The 20,376-nt window shown below is 58.9% G+C and carries 16 protein-coding genes; 9 read left to right on the forward strand and 7 right to left on the reverse strand.

From position 1 onward, the window contains the following. From murD to lpxC, 9 genes are all read left to right on the forward strand, one after another. Complete coding sequence (murD, locus tag RHM56_RS02125; protein WP_322238090.1) at positions 1 to 1,347, forward strand: UDP-N-acetylmuramoyl-L-alanine--D-glutamate ligase; 1,347 nt, start codon at positions 1 to 3, stop codon at positions 1,345 to 1,347. Continuing rightward, positions 1,344 to 2,558, forward strand: a complete 1,215-nt coding sequence (gene ftsW, locus RHM56_RS02130) for a putative lipid II flippase FtsW (RefSeq protein WP_416194881.1) — start codon at positions 1,344 to 1,346, stop codon at positions 2,556 to 2,558. Before murD ends, ftsW begins: the two co-directional genes overlap by 4 nt. Then, positions 2,548 to 3,618 (forward strand): undecaprenyldiphospho-muramoylpentapeptide beta-N-acetylglucosaminyltransferase, encoded by a 1,071-nt coding sequence (gene murG / locus RHM56_RS02135; protein ID WP_322238092.1) that lies wholly within the window; start codon positions 2,548 to 2,550, stop codon positions 3,616 to 3,618. The genes ftsW and murG overlap by 11 nt, the downstream gene beginning before the upstream one ends. Further along, positions 3,611 to 5,071: a UDP-N-acetylmuramate--L-alanine ligase gene (gene murC, locus RHM56_RS02140; protein ID WP_322238094.1), complete on the forward strand. Its 1,461-nt coding sequence runs from the start codon at positions 3,611 to 3,613 to the stop codon at positions 5,069 to 5,071. The genes murG and murC overlap by 8 nt, the downstream gene beginning before the upstream one ends. Then, on the forward strand, positions 5,068 to 6,024 hold the full coding sequence (locus RHM56_RS02145; protein WP_322238096.1) for a D-alanine--D-alanine ligase: 957 nt from the start codon (positions 5,068 to 5,070) through the stop codon (positions 6,022 to 6,024). Before murC ends, RHM56_RS02145 begins: the two co-directional genes overlap by 4 nt. A gap of 4 nt (positions 6,025 to 6,028) precedes the next feature. Next, positions 6,029 to 6,895, forward strand: coding sequence for a cell division protein FtsQ/DivIB (locus tag RHM56_RS02150; protein WP_322238098.1), 867 nt, complete (start codon positions 6,029 to 6,031; stop codon positions 6,893 to 6,895). Between the two features lie 15 nt (positions 6,896 to 6,910). Next, positions 6,911 to 8,170, forward strand: a complete 1,260-nt coding sequence (ftsA, locus tag RHM56_RS02155) for a cell division protein FtsA (RefSeq protein ID WP_019408606.1) — start codon at positions 6,911 to 6,913, stop codon at positions 8,168 to 8,170. 71 nt (positions 8,171 to 8,241) lie between these two features. Then, on the forward strand, positions 8,242 to 9,456 hold the full coding sequence (gene ftsZ / locus RHM56_RS02160) for a cell division protein FtsZ (RefSeq protein ID WP_019408607.1): 1,215 nt from the start codon (positions 8,242 to 8,244) through the stop codon (positions 9,454 to 9,456). A gap of 112 nt (positions 9,457 to 9,568) precedes the next feature. After that, positions 9,569 to 10,480, forward strand: coding sequence for a UDP-3-O-acyl-N-acetylglucosamine deacetylase (gene lpxC, locus RHM56_RS02165; RefSeq protein ID WP_019408608.1), 912 nt, complete (start codon positions 9,569 to 9,571; stop codon positions 10,478 to 10,480). 87 nt (positions 10,481 to 10,567) lie between these two features. Here the strand turns inward: lpxC and RHM56_RS02170 are convergent, their stop codons facing one another. The 7 genes from RHM56_RS02170 to RHM56_RS02200 all read right to left on the reverse strand — a co-directional run bounded on the left by RHM56_RS02170 (position 10,568) and on the right by RHM56_RS02200 (position 20,362). Beyond that, positions 10,568 to 12,019: a sensor domain-containing diguanylate cyclase gene (locus RHM56_RS02170; RefSeq protein ID WP_322238101.1), complete on the reverse strand. Its 1,452-nt coding sequence runs from the start codon at positions 12,017 to 12,019 to the stop codon at positions 10,568 to 10,570. Between the two features lie 158 nt (positions 12,020 to 12,177). After that, on the reverse strand, positions 12,178 to 13,497 hold the full coding sequence (locus RHM56_RS02175; RefSeq protein WP_322241678.1) for an OprD family porin: 1,320 nt from the start codon (positions 13,495 to 13,497) through the stop codon (positions 12,178 to 12,180). A 192-nt stretch (positions 13,498 to 13,689) separates the two neighbouring features. After that, the gene (locus RHM56_RS02180) at positions 13,690 to 13,914 is read right to left on the reverse strand and encodes a hypothetical protein (RefSeq protein ID WP_322238103.1); all 225 of its coding nucleotides are present in this window, start codon (positions 13,912 to 13,914) and stop codon (positions 13,690 to 13,692) included. Positions 13,915 to 14,051: 137 nt separating this feature from the next. Continuing rightward, the gene (locus RHM56_RS02185) at positions 14,052 to 15,431 is read right to left on the reverse strand and encodes a heavy metal sensor histidine kinase (RefSeq protein WP_322238105.1); all 1,380 of its coding nucleotides are present in this window, start codon (positions 15,429 to 15,431) and stop codon (positions 14,052 to 14,054) included. Beyond that, a complete protein-coding gene (locus RHM56_RS02190; RefSeq protein WP_322238107.1) occupies positions 15,424 to 16,098 on the reverse strand; it encodes a heavy metal response regulator transcription factor in 675 nt (224 codons plus the stop codon). Before RHM56_RS02190 ends, RHM56_RS02185 begins: the two co-directional genes overlap by 8 nt. Positions 16,099 to 16,106: 8 nt before the next feature. Next, positions 16,107 to 19,202 (reverse strand): multidrug efflux RND transporter permease subunit, encoded by a 3,096-nt coding sequence (locus RHM56_RS02195; protein ID WP_322238109.1) that lies wholly within the window; start codon positions 19,200 to 19,202, stop codon positions 16,107 to 16,109. After that, on the reverse strand, positions 19,199 to 20,362 hold the full coding sequence (locus RHM56_RS02200) for an efflux RND transporter periplasmic adaptor subunit (protein WP_322238111.1): 1,164 nt from the start codon (positions 20,360 to 20,362) through the stop codon (positions 19,199 to 19,201). The genes RHM56_RS02195 and RHM56_RS02200 overlap by 4 nt, the downstream gene beginning before the upstream one ends. Positions 20,363 to 20,376 lie beyond the last annotated feature (14 nt).

Below are 20,376 nucleotides of genomic sequence, written 5' to 3' on the forward strand. Positions count from 1 at the left end.
GTGTCTCTGATCGCTTCTGACCACTTCCGCATCGTTGTCGGCCTCGGCAAGAGCGGCATGTCCCTGGTTCGCTTTCTAGCGCGCCAGGGCGTGTCGTTTGCGGTGGCTGACACGCGGGAAAATCCACCGGAGCTGGCCACGCTGCGCCGTGACTACCCGCAAGTGGACGTGCGTTGTGGCGAGCTGGATGTCGAGTTTCTGTGCCGTGCCGACGAGCTCTACGTGAGCCCCGGCCTGGCATTGGCGACCCCGGCACTGCAAGCGGCGGCTGCCCGTGGCGTGAAGCTGTCGGGTGACATCGACCTGTTCGCGCGTAACGCGAAAGCGCCTATCGTGGCAATCAGTGGTTCCAACGCCAAAAGCACCGTGACCACGCTGGTCGGTGAAATGGCGGTGGCCGCTGGCAAGCGTGTGGCGGTCGGCGGCAACCTCGGTACGCCTGCCTTGGACCTGCTCAGCGATGACATCGAACTGTACGTGATGGAACTGTCGAGCTTTCAGCTCGAAACCACCAACCACCTGGGCGCTGAAGTTGCCACCGTGCTCAACGTCAGTGAAGATCACATGGACCGCTACAGCGGCCTGCCGGCGTATCACCTGGCCAAGCACCGGATTTTCCGGGGGGCGCGGCAAGTGGTGGTCAACCGTCAGGATGCCCTGACCCGTCCGCTGATGGGCGAAGGCCAACCGTGCTGGACCTTCGGCCTCAGCGCGCCAGATTTCAAGGCATTCGGTCTGCGTGAAGAACACGGCGAAAAATACCTCGCTTTCGAATTCCAGAACCTGATGCCTGTACGCGAATTGAAAGTCCGTGGCGCCCACAACCAGGCCAACGCCTTGGCTGCACTGGCGCTGGGGCATGCGGTGGGCTTGCCGTTCGACGCCATGCTGTCGAGTCTGCGCACGTTCACCGGCCTTGAGCATCGCTGCCAGTGGGTACGCGAACTGGATGGCGTGAGCTACTACAACGACTCCAAAGCCACTAACGTCGGCGCAGCCCTGGCGGCTATTGACGGTTTGGGTTCAGACATGGACGGCAAGCTGGTCCTGATCGCTGGCGGTGACGGCAAAGGCGCTGATTTCAGCGGTCTGCGCGACTCGGTGACCAAGCATTGTCGCGCCGTGGTCTTGATGGGCCGTGATGCCGAGCTGATCGCCGCCGCTCTGGACGATACCGTTCCTAAAATCCGAGTGGCTTCGCTGGACGACGCGGTTGCCCGCAGCCGTTCGCTGGCCTACAGCGGTGACGCGGTGCTGCTGTCGCCTGCGTGTGCGAGCTTCGACATGTTCAAGAACTACGAAGAGCGCGGCCACCTGTTTGCTCGCGCAGTGGAGGCCTTGGCATGATCTTCGGCTTCCTGAAACCTTACCCTTCACCGCTGATCACGGGCCGTGGCATTGACCTCGACTTCCCGTTGCTGGCCGGTTGCCTGGCGTTGCTTGGCCTCGGTCTGGTGATGATCACTTCGGCCTCGTCCGAAGTGGCCGCCTTGCAGTCGGGCAACACGCTGTATCACATGATCCGCCACCTGTTTTACATCGTGCTCGGCCTGGGCGCTTGCATCATGACCATGATGGTGCCGATTGCCACCTGGCAGCGTTTGGGCTGGGTGTTGCTGCTCGGCGCGTTTGGCTTGCTGGTGATGGTGTTGCTGCCAGGCATTGGCCGTGAGGTTAACGGCTCGATGCGCTGGATCGGTTTCAGCTTCTTTAACGTGCAGCCTTCGGAAATCGCCAAGGTATTCGTGGTGATTTACCTCGCCGGTTACCTGGTGCGTCAACAGAAGGAAGTCCGCGAAAGCTGGATGGGCTTCTTCAAGCCGTTCATTGTGCTGCTGCCAATGGCTGGCCTGTTGCTGATGGAGCCCGACTTCGGTGCCACGGTTGTCATGATGGGCGCGGCGGCGGCCATGTTGTTCCTCGGCGGTGTTGGTCTGTTCCGTTTCGCCCTGATGGTCGCCTTGGCAGTGGGTGCGGTGTTTGTGCTGGTACAAGCGCAGCCTTACCGGATGGCGCGTCTGATCACCTTTACCGACCCGTGGTCCGATCAATTCGGCTCCGGCTACCAACTGACCCAGGCACTGATCGCGTTTGGTCGCGGCGAGTGGTTCGGGGTGGGCTTGGGCAACAGCGTACAAAAGCAGTTCTACCTGCCAGAAGCCCACACCGACTTCGTGTTCTCGGTGTTGGCTGAAGAGCTGGGCGTGGTCGGCTCGCTGCTGACTGTGGCGTTGTTCGTGTTCGTCTGCGTACGCGGCATGTACATCGGCCTGTGGGCTGAGCGTGCCAAGCAATATTTTGCGGCTTATATGGCGTACGGCTTGTCGTTCCTGTGGATCGGCCAGTTCTTGATCAACATCGGGGTAAACGTCGGTTTGCTGCCGACCAAAGGCCTGACCTTGCCATTCCTCAGTTATGGCGGCAGTTCGTTGGTGATTTGCTGCGTGTGTATGGGTTTGTTGCTGCGCATCGAGTGGGAGAGTCGCACCCACCTGGGCAGCGAAGAGACCGATTTCAAAGAAAGCGACTTCGCAGAGGAGCCGAACCATGGGCGCTAATGTGCTGATCATGGCGGGCGGTACCGGCGGACACGTGTTCCCTGCGCTGGCCTGTGCGCGTGAGTTTGAAGCGCGTGGCTACACCGTGCACTGGCTCGGCACGCCGCGTGGCATCGAGAACGAACTGGTTGAGCCAGCGGGTTTCACCTTGCACCGAATCAACGTCGCGGGCTTGCGTGGCAAGAGCAAACTGTCGCTGCTCAAAGCACCGTTTGTGCTGCTCAATGCCTTGTTCCAGGCGCGCAAGATTATCCGTCAGCTCAAGCCCGTGTGTGTGCTTGGCTTTGGTGGCTACGTGACCGGACCTGGCGGCCTGGCAGCCAAAACCTGTGGCGTGCCGGTGATCATTCACGAGCAAAACGCGGTGGCCGGGACGGCTAACCGCTTGCTGGTCCCGATGACCCGCCGCGTGTGTGAAGCCTTCCCGCAGACCTTTGCGGCCTCCGACACACTTCGCACCACCGGCAATCCGGTGCGTCCCGAGTTGTTCACCCTGGCGCCTCGCGCGGCACTCGAAGGGCGCAAGGCGCGCCTGCTGGTGTTGGGCGGCAGCCTGGGGGCTGAGCCGTTGAACAAGTTACTGCCTGAAGCCCTGGCCAAAGTGCCGGCCGAGGTGCGCCCTGAAGTGTTTCATCAGGCAGGCAAGCAGCACGATCAGATTACCGCCGAGCGCTACACCGCCGTCGGCGTCGAGGCTGACGTACAGCCTTTTATCAAAGACATGGCCCACGCCTATGGCTGGGCCGACCTGGTGGTTTGTCGCGCAGGCGCGCTGACTGTCAGTGAACTGGCTGCGGCCGGTCTGCCTTCGTTGCTGGTGCCATTGCCCCACGCGATTGACGACCATCAGAGCCGTAATGCTGACTTTTTGGCACGTGAAGGCGCGGCCTTCGTGATGCCACAAGCGACAACTGGCGCAGCCGAACTGGCTGCACGCCTGACAGAGGTATTGATGCAACCGGAACGACTGAACAGCATGGCGACCAATGCTCGCCGCCTGGCTAAACCCGATGCCACCCGCAACGTCGTAGACATCTGCCTGGAGGTGGCCAATGGTTGAGAATCAGAAAGCCATGCCACAACCGGAAATGCGCCGCATCCGTCGTATTCACTTCGTCGGTATCGGTGGTGTGGGCATGTGCGGTATCGCTGAAGTGCTGCTGAACCTGGGTTATCAGGTGTCGGGTTCTGACCTGAATGCATCGGCAGTGACCGAACGCCTTGAATCGTTCGGCGCGCAGATCTTTATTGGACACCGCGCCGAAAACGCGGCCAATGCCGATGTGCTGGTCGTGTCGAGCGCTGTGAACACGTCCAACCCGGAAGTTGCCAATGCGTTGGAACGCCGTATTCCGGTCGTCCCGCGGGCCGAGATGCTGGCGGAACTGATGCGCTATCGCCACGGCATCGCCGTTGCCGGTACGCACGGTAAAACCACCACCACCAGCCTGTTGGCTTCGGTTTTCGCGGCCGGTGGTCTGGACCCGACATTCGTGATCGGTGGCCGCCTGAATGCAGCCGGTACCAATGCACAACTGGGTACCAGCCGTTACCTGATTGCCGAAGCCGACGAAAGCGATGCCAGCTTCCTGCACTTGCAGCCGATGGTTGCAGTGGTCACCAACATCGACGCCGACCACATGGCGACTTACGAAGGTGACTTCAACAAACTGAAGAAAACCTTCGTCGAGTTCCTGCACAACCTGCCGTTCTACGGCTTGGCTGTGCTGTGCCTGGACGATCCGGTAGTGCGCGAGATTCTGCCACTGGTCAAGCGTCCGACCGTGACCTACGGCTTCAATGAAGGCGCTGACGTTCGCGCAATCAATGTGCGCCAGCAGGGCATGCAAACCTTCTTCACCGTGCTTCGCCCTGACCGCGAGCCGTTGGATGTGTCGGTCAACATGCCGGGCAACCACAACGTGCTGAACGCCCTGGCGACCATCTGCATTGCCTCGGATGAAGGCATCAGCGATGAAGCCATTGTTCAGGGCCTGTCGGGCTTTGAGGGTGTGGGCCGACGCTTCCAGGTCTACGGCGAGCTGCCAGTAGAAGGCGGCAGCGTGATGCTGGTTGATGACTACGGTCATCACCCGACCGAAGTCGCAGCCGTGATCAAAGCGGTACGCGGTGGCTGGCCGGATCGTCGTCTGGTCATGGTTTACCAGCCGCACCGTTTCAGCCGCACCCGTGATCTGTACGACGATTTTGTGCAGGTCCTGGCCGATGCCAACGTGCTGTTGCTGATGGAAGTCTACCCGGCGGGCGAAGAGCCTATTCCGGGTGCTGACAGCCGTCAGCTGTGCCACAGCATTCGTCAGCGCGGCCAATTGGACCCGATCTACATTGAGCGCGGCGTTGAGCTGGCGCCGATCGTCAAGCCGCTGCTGCGCGCTGGCGACATTCTGTTGTGCCAAGGGGCGGGCGACATCGGTCGCCTGGCGCCACAACTTATCAAGAGTCCGTTGTTCGCCGGCGCAGTGATCGCCGCCAACGAGGGGAAGCTGAAATGACTGCTGCCTACGCCAATCTGTTCTCGACCATTGCTCCCGCCGACTTCGGCCGTGTAGCGGTATTGTTCGGCGGTAAAAGCGCCGAGCGTGAAGTGTCTTTGAAGTCGGGCAATGCCGTACTCAAGGCCTTGCAAGACGCGGGCGTCAACGCCTTCGGTATCGATGTGGGCGATGACTTCATCAGCCGCATCACCTCCGAAAAAATTGACCGAGCCTTCATTATTCTTCATGGCCGTGGCGGCGAAGACGGCAGCATGCAAGGCCTGCTGGAGTGCCTGGGCATTCCTTACACCGGCAGTGGCATCCTCGCGTCGGCGCTGGCCATGGACAAGCTGCGCACCAAACAGGTGTGGCACAGCCTGGGGATTCCAACCCCGCGTCACGCCGTGCTGAGCAGCGAAGACGACTGTATTTCAGCAGCGAAGGAACTGAGCTTCCCTTTGATCGTCAAACCGGCCCATGAAGGTTCAAGTATCGGTATGGCCAAAGTGAACAGCGCAGACGAGTTGATCGTCGCCTGGACTGACGCCAGTAAGTACGACTCGCAAGTGTTGGTTGAGCAATGGATCCACGGTCCGGAGTTCACCATCGCCACCCTGCGTGACCAAGTGCTGCCACCTATCGCACTGGGCACTCCGCATACGTTCTACGACTACGACGCCAAGTACGTGTCTGACGATACCCAGTATCGGATTCCGTGCGGCCTTGATCGCGACAAGGAACAAGAACTCATGGCGCTCACGGCGAAAGCCTGTGAGGCGATTGGTATTGCCGGTTGGGGCCGTCTGGACGTGATGCAAGACACCGATGGCCAGTTCTGGCTGCTCGAAGTCAACACCGCGCCAGGCATGACCGATCACAGCCTGGTGCCGATGGCGGCCAAGGCGGCCGGTCTGGATTTCCAGCAACTGGTGCTGTCGATTTTGGCGGCCAGTGTTGAGCCGCGAGGTTAAGACCATGCAAGGCGCATCGCTTCGTCATCAGCAACCCGTACCCGGCCGCAAGCCGGTGCCACGGGGTGCCAGCCGAATGGTGGCTAAAGAGCCGATGTCGGTGCGTGTGCCAAAAGCCAATTTTGGCTTTTTGAAAGTGCTGTTTTGGCCAGTGTTGCTGGTGGTGCTGGGGTTCGGTACGTACGAAGGCGCACAACGTCTGATGCCGTATGCGGACCGCCCGATCACCAACATCAATGTGCAGGGTGATTTGACCTACATCAGCCAGCAGGCCGTGCAACAGCGTATTGCTCCGTATATGGCCGCGAGTTTCTTCACGGTCGATCTGGCAGGCATGCGCACCGAGCTTGAACAAATGCCATGGATTGCCCACGCCGAAGTCCGTCGGGTGTGGCCGGACCAAGTGGTGATTCGCCTTGAAGAGCAACTGCCGGTGGCGCGTTGGGGCGATGAAGCGCTGCTGAACAACCAGGGCCAGGCGTTCACCCCGCGTGAGCTGGCCAATTATGAACATTTGCCGCAGCTGTTTGGCCCACAACGGGCTCAACAACAAGTGATGCAGCAGTATCAGGTGCTGAGCCAGATGCTGCGTCCAATGGGCTTTTCGATTGCCCGTCTGGAATTGCGTGAGCGCGGTAGCTGGTTCCTGACCACCGGAGCTGGCAGTGCAGGGCCTGGAATCGAGCTGCTGTTGGGGCGCGATCACTTGGTAGAGAAAATGCGTCGTTTCATAGCCATCTATGACAAGACGCTCAAAGATCAGATTACAAACATAGCGCGCATTGATTTGCGTTATGCCAACGGATTGGCCGTCGGCTGGCGGGAACCTGTGGCACCCACGGCAGCCCAACCCGCTGTCGCGAAGAATTAAGAAGAGGCAGGACCCATGGCAAACGTGCAAAGCGGGAAAATGATCGTCGGTCTCGATATCGGCACCTCCAAAGTGGTGGCGCTGGTGGGCGAGGTCGGTGAAGACGGCACGATCGAAATAGTCGGTATTGGCACGCATCCGTCCCGTGGCCTGAAGAAGGGCGTGGTGGTGAACATCGAGTCCACCGTGCAATCGATCCAGCGCGCTATCGAAGAAGCGCAGCTGATGGCCGGTTGCCGGATTCACTCGGCGTTCGTTGGCGTTGCGGGCAATCACATCCGCAGCCTGAACTCCCACGGCATTGTTGCGATCCGCGACCGTGAAGTCAGCACGGCCGACCTTGAGCGCGTTCTCGACGCTGCCCAGGCGGTTGCGATTCCGGCTGACCAGCGCGTATTGCACACCTTGGCGCAAGACTACGTGATCGATAACCAAGAGGGCGTTCGCGAGCCTCTGGGCATGTCGGGCGTGCGTCTGGAAGCCAAAGTGCACGTGGTCACCTGTGCGGTCAATGCGGCTCAGAACATTGAAAAGTGCGTACGCCGCTGTGGCCTCGAAGTCGATGACATCATCCTCGAGCAACTGGCGTCGGCGTACTCGGTCCTGACCGACGACGAAAAAGAACTGGGCGTGTGCCTGGTCGACATCGGTGGCGGCACCACCGACATCGCGATCTTCACCGAAGGTGCGATTCGTCACACGGCCGTGATCCCGATTGCCGGAGATCAAGTGACCAACGACATCGCGATGGCGTTGCGCACACCGACCCAATACGCCGAAGAAATCAAAATCCGTTACGCCTGCGCACTGGCCAAACTGGCTGGCGCGGGTGAAACCATCAAAGTACCGAGCGTGGGCGATCGTCCTCCGCGCGAGCTGTCCCGCCAGGCCTTGGCCGAAGTGGTCGAGCCGCGTTACGACGAGCTGTTCACCCTGATCCAGGCGGAGCTGCGTCGCAGCGGCTACGAAGACCTGATCCCGGCCGGCATCGTGCTGACTGGCGGTACTTCGAAAATGGAAGGCGCAGTCGAGCTGGCAGAGGAAATCTTCCACATGCCGGTTCGTCTGGGCGTGCCGCATAGCTTCAAAGGCTTGACCGACGTTGTGCGCAATCCGATTTACTCCACCGCTGTGGGCTTGTTGCTGTACGGGCTGCAAAAGCAGTCAGACGGTATTTCCATATCGGGTATCAGCAACCGCGACAACTACAGCAGTGATGAACAAAAAGCCCCTGTGTTCGAGCGCCTCAAACGTTGGGTTCAGGGCAATTTTTAAAGCTTGAGCAGTAAAAGATTCAAAAGCAGTAGAAGTAGGCGAAAAACTAGAGAACTGAAAGGAGAGGGACCATGTTCGAACTCGTAGACAACATCCCGCAAAGCCCGGTAATTAAAGTTATCGGTGTTGGTGGTGGCGGTGGCAATGCTGTTAACCACATGGTTAAGAGCAACATCGAAGGCGTGGAATTCATCTGCGCCAACACTGACGCGCAAGCGCTGAAAAGCATTGGCGCGCGTACCATCCTGCAATTGGGCACTGGCGTGACCAAAGGCCTGGGTGCCGGCGCAAACCCTGAGGTCGGTCGTCAGGCCGCTCTGGAAGACCGCGAGCGCATCGCAGAAGTGCTGCAGGGCACCAACATGGTGTTCATCACCACGGGCATGGGCGGAGGTACCGGTACCGGTGCTGCGCCGATCATTGCCGAAGTGGCCAAGGAAATGGGCATCCTCACCGTTGCGGTGGTGACGCGTCCGTTCCCGTTCGAAGGTCGCAAGCGCATGCAGATCGCTGACGAAGGTATTCGTCTGCTGTCCGAAAGCGTCGATTCGTTGATCACGATTCCGAACGAAAAACTGCTGACTATCCTCGGTAAAGACGCCAGCCTGCTGTCGGCTTTCGCCAAGGCCGATGACGTACTGGCCGGTGCCGTTCGCGGTATCTCCGACATCATCAAGCGTCCGGGCATGATCAACGTCGACTTTGCTGACGTACGCACCGTGATGAGCGAAATGGGCATGGCGATGATGGGCACTGGCTGCGCCAGCGGTCCGAACCGTGCACGTGAAGCGACTGAAGCGGCGATTCGCAACCCGTTGCTCGAAGATGTGAACCTGGAAGGCGCTCGCGGCATCCTGGTCAACATCACCGCCGGTCCTGACCTGTCTCTGGGTGAGTACTCCGACGTGGGTAGCATCATCGAAGCCTTCGCGTCGGAACACGCCATGGTCAAGGTCGGTACTGTTATCGATCCGGACATGCGCGACGAACTGCACGTGACCGTGGTTGCTACCGGTCTGGGCGCGAAAATCGAGAAGCCGGTCAAAGTGATCGACAACACCGTTCAGGCGTCGTACGCGGCTCAATCGGCCCAGTCGGCTCCATCGCGTCAAGAAACCCGTGTAGAGCGTCAAGAGCTGCCAGCGGTTAACTACCGTGATCTGGATCGCCCGACCGTGATGCGTAATCAGGCTCAGCATGGTGCAACTGCGGCTGCCAAACTGAATCCGCAAGATGATCTGGACTACCTGGACATCCCGGCATTCCTGCGTCGTCAGGCTGATTAATGAAATCAATCAGGGGGATTAAGGTGATTGGTGTTCAGCAAAGGCTCGGTCTGCTATTATCGCCAGCCTTTGTTGATACCAGTTCGCAATTTGCGCTGAAGCGGCCAATGCCATGATTAAACAACGCACCCTGAAAAATATTATCCGTGCCACAGGTGTCGGCCTGCACTCCGGTGAGAAGGTCTATCTGACCCTCAAGCCTGCGCCTGTGGACACCGGCATCGTGTTTTGTCGTGCAGACCTTGACCCTGTTGTGCAGATTCCTGCTCGCGCGGAAAACGTCGGCGAGACAACGATGTCGACCACGTTGGTCAACGGCGATGTAAAAGTAGACACGGTAGAGCACTTGCTCTCGGCCATGGCTGGCCTGGGGATCGATAACGCCTACGTCGAACTCTCCGCGTCTGAAGTCCCGATTATGGACGGTAGCGCCGGACCTTTCGTGTTTCTGATTCAATCTGCCGGCCTGGAAGAACAGGACGCGCCGAAGAAGTTCATCCGTATCCTGCGTGAAGTGACAGTGGAAGATGGCGACAAGCGCGCCACTTTCGTCCCTTTCGAAGGCTTCAAGGTGAGCTTCGAGATCGATTTCGATCACCCGGTTTTCCGTAACCGCACCCAAAGTGCAACCGTGGATTTCTCAAGCACTTCGTTTGTAAAAGAAGTCAGCCGCGCGCGTACCTTTGGCTTCATGAGTGACATCGAGTACCTGCGCAAGCACAACCTCGCACTCGGCGGCAGCGTGGAAAACGCGATCGTAGTCGATTCGGATGGTGTACTGAACGAAGACGGTCTTCGCTACGAAGACGAATTCGTGAAGCACAAAATCCTCGACGCCATTGGCGATCTCTACCTGTTGGGCAATAGCCTGATTGGTGAGTTCAAGGGCTTCAAGTCTGGCCATGCACTGAACAACCAGCTGCTTCGCAAGCTGATTGAGCAGAAAGATGCGTGGGAAGTCGTGACCTTTGAAGACGCCAGCACTGCACCGATCTCGTACATGCGTCCAGTTGCGGCAGTTTAAGTAAAACTTCTTTCTCTAGTTTTTGAAGGCCACCCTCGGGTGGTCTTTTTTTTTGTGCTCGGAATTTCGGCTCGTGCGGGATCTGGATCAGCTGGCAGGCTTGGGCTTCAGTGCATTCAACCCCGTTTCATTGATGTTCACCACCCGGTTTCGCCCGGCTTTCTTGGCCTGATACAGCGCTTTATCGGCGGCGCTGAGCAGCGTGTCCTGATGCTCCCCCGGTTTTGCATAACGGGTGCAGGTGCCCACGCTGACAGTCAGTGTTCGATGCCCCGGCATCACCGGCGGCATGCGCTCAACCGCCTGGCGAATCTTCTCGGATAGCTGCCGTGTGCCAGCCGCGTCAGTCTCAGTCAGCACCAGTGCGAACTCTTCACCCCCGTAGCGAGCGGTCAGGTCTGCCGGTCGGCGTACGTGCGCCTTAATGACCTGTGCCACTTGGCGTATCGCCTCATCACCCGCTTGATGCCCGTAGCTGTCATTGAACGTTTTGAAGTGATCTATATCGATCATGATCAGCGAAACCGGGTGGCCCGTGCGTTGTGCTCTGCGCCATTCCAGATCAAGGGTCCGGTCCAGGGTGCGACGGTTGGCCAGCCCGGTCATGGGGTCAGTCGATGCCAGTGCAGCGAGTTCGCGTTCTGCATAATGGCGTAGATGCAGTTCGCGAAGCAGCAGCCAGGTCAGCCATAGCAAACCGAGGCACAACAGCAGCGTTGCGCTGCCGATCAGCATGGCGGTGTGCTGCCAGTTGTTGAAAATGCTCGACGCCGAAACGGCCACCACCACGATGATGGGCAGGTCGCGAACCTGGGCAAAGTTGAACAGGCGTTTATGGTGGTAAATCCCCGACATGGCCATAAAACTGCCATAGCGCTCGTTTAAAAACCGAATAAAGTTTGGCGCTTGGCTGAGGTCCTGGCCGATCGCGATTTTGGTGATTGGCGGGTATTGCGTCAGGAGTGTGCCGTCTGTGCTGAGGAGGCTGATATTGCCCGTCGGCCCAATGTCGAGGCCCCGAAACAGGCTTTGAAAATAGGCCAGCTTTATTTGTCCGGCCGCTACCCCTGCAAATGCACCGTCCGGCGCCGAAATTCTACGGCTGAGAATAATGACCCAATCCTGAGTGTCCGGGTTGGCAAGGTAAGGGTGACTGATGTACAGGTCCGTGCTGTTCTGGCTCAAATGGGCCTCGAACCACGGCTGTTGGCTGGCGTTGTCTGGAGCGCGCACGTCTGGTTTAGAACGGGTAATCAGCTTGCCTTGAGCGTCCAGCACAAAGAAACCGGCATTTGACGGAGTCTCATTGGTCCTGTCAAAGAGCAATGACTGCTGGGTGTTCGCCGGGAGTGTGGACAAGGCCTTGGTTTGCAGCAGTTCAACCAGGCTGCTAAGTGCCGAATCATAGATCGAGAACGTGTTGCGAATATCGCGATTGATCAATTGCACGATGTTCAGTGCTGAGCGTTTGGCCTCTTCTTCGGTATTACGGTACTCGCGGACCAGCAAAAAGCCGACGATGCTGAGAATGACAAGCACCGAGCATGCGGTCGCCCAGATCAACATGCCTCGGGTAATGATGGGTGTTCGCAAAGAATATTTAATGGCATTTCCCTCGCGGCTGTAAATCGCATACGCCCTAAGGTACAGCCCTATAGGCATAAGGCCAGCTAAAAAGCTGGCCTTATGGTCACGATTTAAAACACATCGAGAGGATAGTCAATAATCACGCGGTACTCATCGACGTCATGGTCGACTGTTTGATAAACCGCATTGCCCCGGTTGGTTGCCCAGCGCAGGGTCAGACCCAGGTTTTTGGCCTTGCCTTCCTGAACCACATACTTGAGCCCCAGATCACGCTCCCAGTGATGGGCGTTTTTGCCGTCCGGGTTGTACCAGTTGCTGTAGCCGATGCTGTTGGGGTCGGCTTTGGTCAGGTCCAGTTCGCCGCGTGAGTACGAGGCGGTGCTGCTCAGGCCGGGAATACCGAGGCCGGCGAAGTCATATTCGTATTGCAGTTTCCAGGAGCGCTCGTTCGGGCCGTTGAAATCCGAATACTGCTGCGAGTTGTCGAGGTAAACGCTGTCGCCCTGGTTGATGTAGTCAAACGGCGTATTGCCGTTGACCCGCTGATACACCGCCGTCACTTTGTGCCCGTCAATCCCCACCGCCATGTGCAGGCTGAAGGTGTTGTTGTCGATGTCACCCAGAAGCGCCTTGCCGCTGTCCTGCGTGTGATAGAAATGCAGGCCGGGGTTCAGGGTCACGCTGTCGCTCAGGGTGTGGGTGTAATCCAGATCGTAGTAGTACTGGTTCCAGACATCCTTGAGTTGGGCAGCGTACAGGTTGCTGGTGATCTCGGGAAGACCACTGAACGACGCGCCTGCCCACGTCAGGTGTTTGCTGGTCTGATCGCCCAAATCGCCGTAGGTGGTGGTCAGGCGCTTCATGCCGCTCTGGTTGTAAGGCTTGTCAAAACTGACCTGGCCGCCTTCGAACATCCAGCCAGCGAAGCTGTGATTGGTCAGGCTGATGCCCTGGAAGGTCTGCGGCAGCATGCGGGTTTCACCGCCTGCAATCACCGGGTTGGTTAGAAAAATGTCACCGGCTTTGAGTTCGGTATCAAACGCACGCATTTTAAACGCGGCACCGCCAGACGAAAAATCGGTGGGCGCTTTGCCGTTGCCACTGCCGACCGGCAGGATGCTGCTGCCATCTGTGCCGCCACCGCCGTCCAGCTTCAGGCCCAGCATGCCATACGCATCCAGGCCAAAACCGACCACGCCGGGCGTGAAACCTGACGAGAACTTGGCGATGAAGCCTTGGCCCCACTCTTTGCTGTCATCCAGATGCGAGCTGTGGATGTCGTGGTTCATGTAGTAGTTGCGCAAGTGCAGGTTCAGGCTTGAACCGTCGATAAAACCGTCTTTGGAAGTGTCGTCGTCAGCGTGTGCAAAAGCCGGGATCGTTGCAGTTAATGCGATGAATAAAGGACTGATTTTGAGTGAGTGCTTCACCATTGGAAGGCTCCTTGATAGTGGCGGCAGTTTTTATTTTCTTTAAGTCTTCAGTTCTTATTTGAAGGCACCAGCACGGTGGCAATGCCTTTTTTTAAAACAAAAAAAAGCCGCTAGCATAGCGGCTTTTGAAACAATCAGTCACATATGAAGCCTGAGACTGACTGGGTCGGGAAGTTTTTGCACGTGAAATCAGCTGTCTTTTGATTCATTAGACACGCTGGCTTTAACCTGCGTTTGCTGGTGTTTGGCATCATTTTGATGGCTGGCTGCGAGTTCCGTTTGGTGCTGTTCAAAGGTGGCTGCGCGGGCTGCATTTTGAGCGACGAACGCAGGCGACTCTTCCGCCATGGCCAAGGGCGACAACAACAAAGACGACAAAACGAAAACGCTAGCCATACCCATACTGGTGGACATTTCAAAGACCTTCTTGCTGAGCAAGTGCTGTGTGAAGGCGCTAATTTATAGCGCTTGCCGCACCCGAAACAGAGCCGATTCGTACAAGGACTGTTGCGTTTTGAGTAACAAAGCGGGGGGGTAAACCTGTAGGTGCGTCAGACTGGCAAATACAACCCAAACGTATTGCGCCCGTCAGCACTGCGCACAAACACATCCCCGCCATGCATCTGCGCAATGGCTTTGACAATGGCCAGCCCTAGGCCGTGATTGGCGCCGCTGTTGTGCCGGGCGGCATCTACCCGGTAGAAGCGCTCAAACAAGCGCGGCAAATGTTCTGCACTGATCGGCTGCCCGGGGTTGCTGATGCTGATGCTGGCCCGTTTCCCGGTGTGCTCGATCAACACCTCAATCTGCTGCCCGGCCTCGGTGTGCTGCACGGCATTGCTCAGCAAGTTGATCAACGCCCGGCGCAAATGGGCCGTTTCGATGTTGACCTCGGCATCGCCGCTCACCTGCACCGCGACCTGCGCGTCTTCAAGAATGAACTCCAGGTAGTCCAGCGTGGTTGCCACTTCGTCCGCCAGTGAGGCGCGGGTGAGTTTGCTGGCCTTGCTGCCCTGATCGGCGCTGGCCAGAAACAGCATGTCGTTGATGATGCTGCGCAGCCGCTCCAGCTCTTCGAGGTTGGATTGCAGCACTTCAAAATAATGCTCGGCCGAACGCCCGCGGGTCAGCGCCACCTGGGTCTGGCCGATCAGGTTGGTCAGCGGTGAACGCAGTTCGTGGGCCACGTCGGCATTGAACGATTCAAGGCGTGTATAGGCCTGCTCAACGCGGTCCAGCGTTGAATTGAAGGCGCTGACCAGTTGCTCAAGTTCAGGCGCCAGCGGCGACAACTTGAGCCGCCCGGACAAGCGCGGCGGCGCCAGTTTTTGTGCTTCATGCGACAGTTTGATCAACGGCTTGAGGCCGATATGCGCCACCCAATAACCCAATACGGAGGCCAGCAGCACGCCAATGATCGCCAGGCTGATCAGGGCAACCAGCAAATGGTGTTGAGTCTGGCGAAAGGTTTCGGTGTTGATGGCGATTAAAAAACGCAGCGCCGGGCGTTGTTCCTTGGCCGGGATTTGATTGATCAGCACCTTGTAGGGGGCCGACTCACCGGGCAAATACAGGTCACGAACGCCTGTCGGACGTTGGGCAAACGCGCGTATTTGCGCGTCGGGCGTGCCGTACTCGTAGTGTGGATCACCGCTCACGGCCCAAAATCGGATGCGCTTGTCTTCCTCGCTGAGCAAGGTGAGCTTTGCCGTGATCTTGGCCCAGTGATCCGGGTTGCCAAAGCGGTTGATCGACGACTCCAGCACGCTGAATCGCGCATCCAGTTCGGCCTCGGGCAACAGGCCGATGCCCTTGTCGACCTGCTGATACAGCGCCCCGCCGATCAATACAAACACCAGCAAGGCCACCAGCGTGAACATCGCACTCAGACGCAGGGCGATGGAGTTCAAGCCGTTGGGCCGCTTAAACACTGCGCCGTTCCAGCACGTACCCCATGCCACGAATGGTGTGCAGCAACTTGTGCTCGAAAGGCCCGTCGAGCTTGGCGCGCAGGCGCTTGATGGCGACTTCGACCACGTTGGCGTCGCTGTCGAAATTGATGTCCCAAACCATCTCGGCAATCGAGGTCTTCGAGAGAATCTCGCCCTGACGCCGCGCCAGCACGCTGAGCAATGCGAACTCTTTGGCAGTCAGGTCCAGGCGACTTCCGGCACGACTGGCTTTGCGGCTGATTAAATCTATCCACAGGTCATCGACGGTCACTTGCACCGGCTCATGACCGCCACTGCGACGGGTCAAGGCTTGCAGGCGGGCGACCAGTTCCAGAAACGAAAACGGTTTGCCCAGATAATCGTCGGCGCCTTCGCGCAAGCCTCGAATCCGGTCTTCAACCCGCTCGCGGGCGGTCAGCATGATCACCGGCGTTTGCTTGCGTGCGCGCAAGGCCCGCAGCACACCAAAGCCATCCAGGCCGGGCAGCATCACGTCGAGCACAATGACGGCGTAATCGCTTTCGAGCGCCAGGTGCAAACCTTCGACGCCTTCGCGGGCCACATCCACCGTATACCCTTGCTCCGTCAGCCCGCGGTGCAGGTAGTCGGCGGTTTTTTCTTCATCTTCAATAATTAGAACGCGCATAACCCGCCTCAGTGATCCGCCGCCAGTGAACGGGCAGGTTGGGATCGATGGAACAATCGTTCGAGCCACAAGTATATGACGGGCGTGGTAAACAGCGTCAGCGCCTGGCTCACCAGCAAGCCGCCGACCACGGCAATCCCCAGTGGCTGGCGCAGTTCGGCGCCGGTGCCGTAGCCGAGCATCAGCGGCAGAGCGCCGAGCAAGGCGGCGAGGGTGGTCATGATGATCGGCCGGAAACGCGTAAGGCAGGCTTCATAAATCGCCTCTTCGGGGCTCAGGCCGCGGGTGCGCTGGGCGTCGAGCGCGAAGTCGATCATCAGAATGCCATTTTTCTTGACGATCCCTATCAGCAGCACCAGCCCGATCAGGGCCATGATCGAGAAGTCCTGGCCACATATCCACAGCATCAACAGCGCCCCCAGACCCGCCGAAGGCAAGGTCGAGATGATCGTCAGCGGGTGCACAAAGCTTTCGTACAGCACCCCCAGAATGATGTACACCGCCACCAGCGCCGCCAGAATCAGCCACGGCTGGCTGGCCAGCGAGCTTTGGAAGGCTTGTGCGGCACCCTGGAAGTTGCCGCTGATGGTGCTCGGCATGCCGATTTCATTCTTCGCCTGATTGAGCATCAGCACCGCATCGCCCAAGGCCACGCCGGGGGCCAGGTTGAATGACAGGTTGGCGGCCGGAAACATCCCGTCATGGCTGATCGACAACGGGCCGCTGGTGGGGGCATCGACCTTGGCCACGGCTGACAGCGGCACCATCTCGCCCGTCAACGGAGAGCGCAGGTAGAAGTAGTTCAGGCTTTCGGCCTTGCCGCGCTGCTGGGTGTCGACCTCGAGAATCACGTTGTACTGGTTGATTTCGGTCTGGAACTCATTGATCTGGCGCTGACCGAAGGCGTCGTACAGCGCTTCGTCGACGTCAGTGGCGGTCAGGCCAAAGCGTGCCGCAGCTTTGCGATCGATGTTGATGTGGGTGATGCTGCCGCCCAGTTGCAAGTCGTTGGACAGGTCGCGGAAGGCCGGGTTGGCGCGCAGTTTTTCAGTCAGGCGCTGGGTCCAGGTCGTGAGCGTCGGCCCGTCGTTACTCTTGAGCACGTACTGATACTGGCTGCGGCTTGGCCCGGAGCTCAAGTTGATGTCTTGCCCCGCGCGCAGGTACAGCACGATGCCCGGCACCTTGGCCAGTTGCGGGCGGATCCGGTCGATAAATTCGCTGGCCGACACATCACGATCCCCCCGGTCCTTGAGGGCAATCCAGAAGCGTCCGTTGGCGATGGTCTGGTTGCTGCCGGTGACGCCCACCGAGTGCGAAAAGGCCTGCACGGCCGGGTCATCGCTGACGATTTTGGCCAGCGCCAAGTGTTTTTGCGTCATGTCCGCGAATGAAATATCAGAGGCCGCCTCGGTGGTGCCCAGCACAAAGCCGGTGTCTTGCACCGGGAAGAACCCCTTGGGGATCAGCACATAGCCGGCAATGGCCATGGCCAGCGTTACGCCGAAGATCCCCAGCATCAGGCGTTGGTGGGCCAAGGCACGCTTCAAGCCTTTTTCGTACAGCGCCAGCAAGCGCTCGCCAAAGCCGGGTTTGGCGTCGGCGTGATGCACGGGCGAGCGCATGAACAGCGCGGCCAGGGTGGGCGCGAGGGTCAGCGACACCAACACCGAAATCACGATGGTCGAGGTCGCCGTCAGGGCGAACTCTTTAAACAGCCGTCCGACCACGCCGCCCATAAACAGCAGCGGGATAAAGGCCGCCACCAGCGAGAAGCTGATCGAGACCACGGTAAAGCCAATCTCGCTGGAGCCCTTGATCGCCGCATCGCGCATGCTTTCGCCGGCTTCGAGATGGCGATGGATGTTCTCCACCACCACAATCGCATCGTCGACCACAAACCCCACGGCCACCACAATCGCCACCAGCGTCAGGTTATTCAGACTGAACCCGAGCACGTACATCAGGGCGAAACTGGCGATTAGCGACACGCCGAGTACCGACGACACAATCAAGGTGGCCGACCATTGGCGCAAGAACAGCGCCATCACTGCGACCACCAGCAGCACCGCGATCAGCAGGGTGATTTCCACTTCATGCAAGGAGGCGCGAATGGTTTTGGTCCGATCGCTCAGCACCGTGACCTCAACCGAGGCTGGAAGCATGGCTTGCAAGCCGGGCAGGGCGGCTTGAATCCGGTCCACGGTGTCTACGATGTTGGCCCCCGGCTGGCGTGAAATCACCAGGTTGAGCCCCGGCTGGTGCCCGGACCAGGCTTGCACGTAGTCGTTCTCGGAACCGTTGATCACCCGCGCCACATCGCGTAGCTGCACCGGCGCGCCGTCCTTGTACGAGACGATCAACTGCCCGTACTCCTCGGCATTGAACAACTGGTCGTTGGTCGACAGCGTGGAAATGCTCGACGGCCCGTACAGCGCGCCCTTGGCTAGGTTGAGGCTGGTTTGTTGCAGGGCCAGGCGAATGTCGGCCAGGGTCAAACCGATGGCGGCCAGCTTGTCGGCTGAGGCTTGTACCCGAATTGCCGGACGTTGCTGGCCGGTGATGTTGATCAGGCCCACGCCGTCGATCTGGCTGATTTGCCGGGCGAGCAAGGTTTCGACGTAATCACTGAGTTCGGTGCCGGGCATCTGCAACGAACTGATGCTCAGAATCAGCACCGGGCTGTCAGCCGGGTTGACCTTCTTCCAGGTCGGCAGCGTCGGCATGTCCTTGGGCAGTTTGCCGGACGCGGTGTTGATCGCGGCCTGCACTTCTTGCGCGGCGGTATCGATGCTTTTATCGAGGGTAAATTGCAGGGTCAGCGTGGTCGAACCCAGCGCACTGCTGGACGTCATCTGCGTCATGCCGGGAATGGCGCTGAACTGCACCTCCAGCGGCGTTGCGACCGACGACGCCATGGTGTCCGGGCTGGCGCCGGGCAGTTGCGCCGAGACCTGAATGGTCGGGAACTCGGCCTCGGGCAGCGGGGCGACCGGCAAGCGCGGAAAGGCAATCAGCCCCAGCAACACCAGGGCAAACGTCAGCAGGATCGTGGCAACCGGATGGTCAACGCACCAGGCTGAAAGTGAACGGCTACGGGTCATGGTTGCACCGGTTTGACGCTGTCCGCGTTAGCCAGATCTGGCTCGCTCAAGGTTTCAATCCGTGAGCCGGGTTTAAGCCGCGATTGACCATCGCTGACCAACGTATCGCCCACATTCACGCCACTGACGATACTCAGCTCGGTGTCCTGATAGACCACCTGCACGGGCACCGTTTCGACCGTATCCCCTTTGACTCGGTACACGAAATGATTGTCCAGCCCGCGCTGCACCACTTGCGGCGGTACGACCAGCGCGCGTTGATCGAGCCCGGTCTGAATTTCGACATTCACCAGTTGCCCCGGCCACAGCGTGTGTGTGGGGTTGTCGAACTGGGCTTTGACCTTGATCGTGCCGGTGGTGGCGGACACCTGGTTATCAATCAGGCTCAAGCGGCCTTCGCCCAGCGGCGTGGCGCTGTGATCGGCGTCACCCAAAAAGGCTTTGACCCGCGCCGGGTCTTTGGCGTCGAGCAATTCGTGCAGGGTTGGCAACCATTGCTGAGGCAGTGAAAACTCAACGGCAATCGGGTCGAGCTGGGTCACGGAAAACAGCCCTTGGGTATCGCTGACCCGCAGGAAATTACCCGGATCGACCGCGCGAATCCCCACGCGGCCCGTCACCGGGGAGTGAATCTGCGTGTATGACAACTGCACCTGGGCGGCGTCAATGGCCGCCTGATTGCCCTGCGCGGTCGCTTTTAGTTGATTAACCAGCGCTTGCTGTTGATCGAGTGTTTGCTTGGAGACACCGTTGTCGACGCTGAGCAACTGGTAACGCTTGAGATCGATCAGTGCGACTTGCAACTGCGCCTGACTTTGCCCCAGTTGCGCTTTGGCCTGATCGAGGCTGGCTTTGATCGAGCGATCATCCAGAGTCGCCAGCAGATCACCGGCCTTGACGGTCTGACCTTCCTTGACCAGCAACTGAGTGAGGATGCCGTCGATCTGCGGGCGAATCATCACACTGTGCAGCGACAACACGGCGCCGATCCCGCTGACATAGCGCGGCACATCGTGTTGCACCACTTGAATGACGCGTACCGGGACCGCCGTGCCCGCGACAGGTTTATTCGCGGCGGGGCGTTTGAACTGCCATATAGCGGCGCCTATCAGGACTACAACCAACGTGCCCACTACTATTTTTTTAGCTTGAATGCGCATGCCGTAAAGACGCC

This window comes from Pseudomonas sp. CCC3.1 (genome assembly GCF_034347405.1).
Lineage (GTDB): Bacteria > Pseudomonadota > Gammaproteobacteria > Pseudomonadales > Pseudomonadaceae > Aquipseudomonas.

Coding starts and splice junctions, on each gene's coding strand:
- RHM56_RS02195 (WP_322238109.1), bottom strand. CDS start 19,202: ATGACCCGTAGCCGTTCACTTTCAGCCTGGTGCGTTGACCATCCGGTT.
- RHM56_RS02145 (WP_322238096.1), top strand. CDS start 5,068: ATGACTGCTGCCTACGCCAATCTGTTCTCGACCATTGCTCCCGCCGAC.
- RHM56_RS02190 (WP_322238107.1), bottom strand. CDS start 16,098: ATGCGCGTTCTAATTATTGAAGATGAAGAAAAAACCGCCGACTACCTG.
- murG (WP_322238092.1), top strand. CDS start 2,548: ATGGGCGCTAATGTGCTGATCATGGCGGGCGGTACCGGCGGACACGTG.
- lpxC (WP_019408608.1), top strand. CDS start 9,569: ATGATTAAACAACGCACCCTGAAAAATATTATCCGTGCCACAGGTGTC.
- murC (WP_322238094.1), top strand. CDS start 3,611: ATGGTTGAGAATCAGAAAGCCATGCCACAACCGGAAATGCGCCGCATC.
- RHM56_RS02200 (WP_322238111.1), bottom strand. CDS start 20,362: ATGCGCATTCAAGCTAAAAAAATAGTAGTGGGCACGTTGGTTGTAGTC.
- ftsW (WP_416194881.1), top strand. CDS start 1,344: ATGATCTTCGGCTTCCTGAAACCTTACCCTTCACCGCTGATCACGGGC.
- RHM56_RS02180 (WP_322238103.1), bottom strand. CDS start 13,914: ATGTCCACCAGTATGGGTATGGCTAGCGTTTTCGTTTTGTCGTCTTTG.
- ftsA (WP_019408606.1), top strand. CDS start 6,911: ATGGCAAACGTGCAAAGCGGGAAAATGATCGTCGGTCTCGATATCGGC.
- RHM56_RS02150 (WP_322238098.1), top strand. CDS start 6,029: ATGCAAGGCGCATCGCTTCGTCATCAGCAACCCGTACCCGGCCGCAAG.
- ftsZ (WP_019408607.1), top strand. CDS start 8,242: ATGTTCGAACTCGTAGACAACATCCCGCAAAGCCCGGTAATTAAAGTT.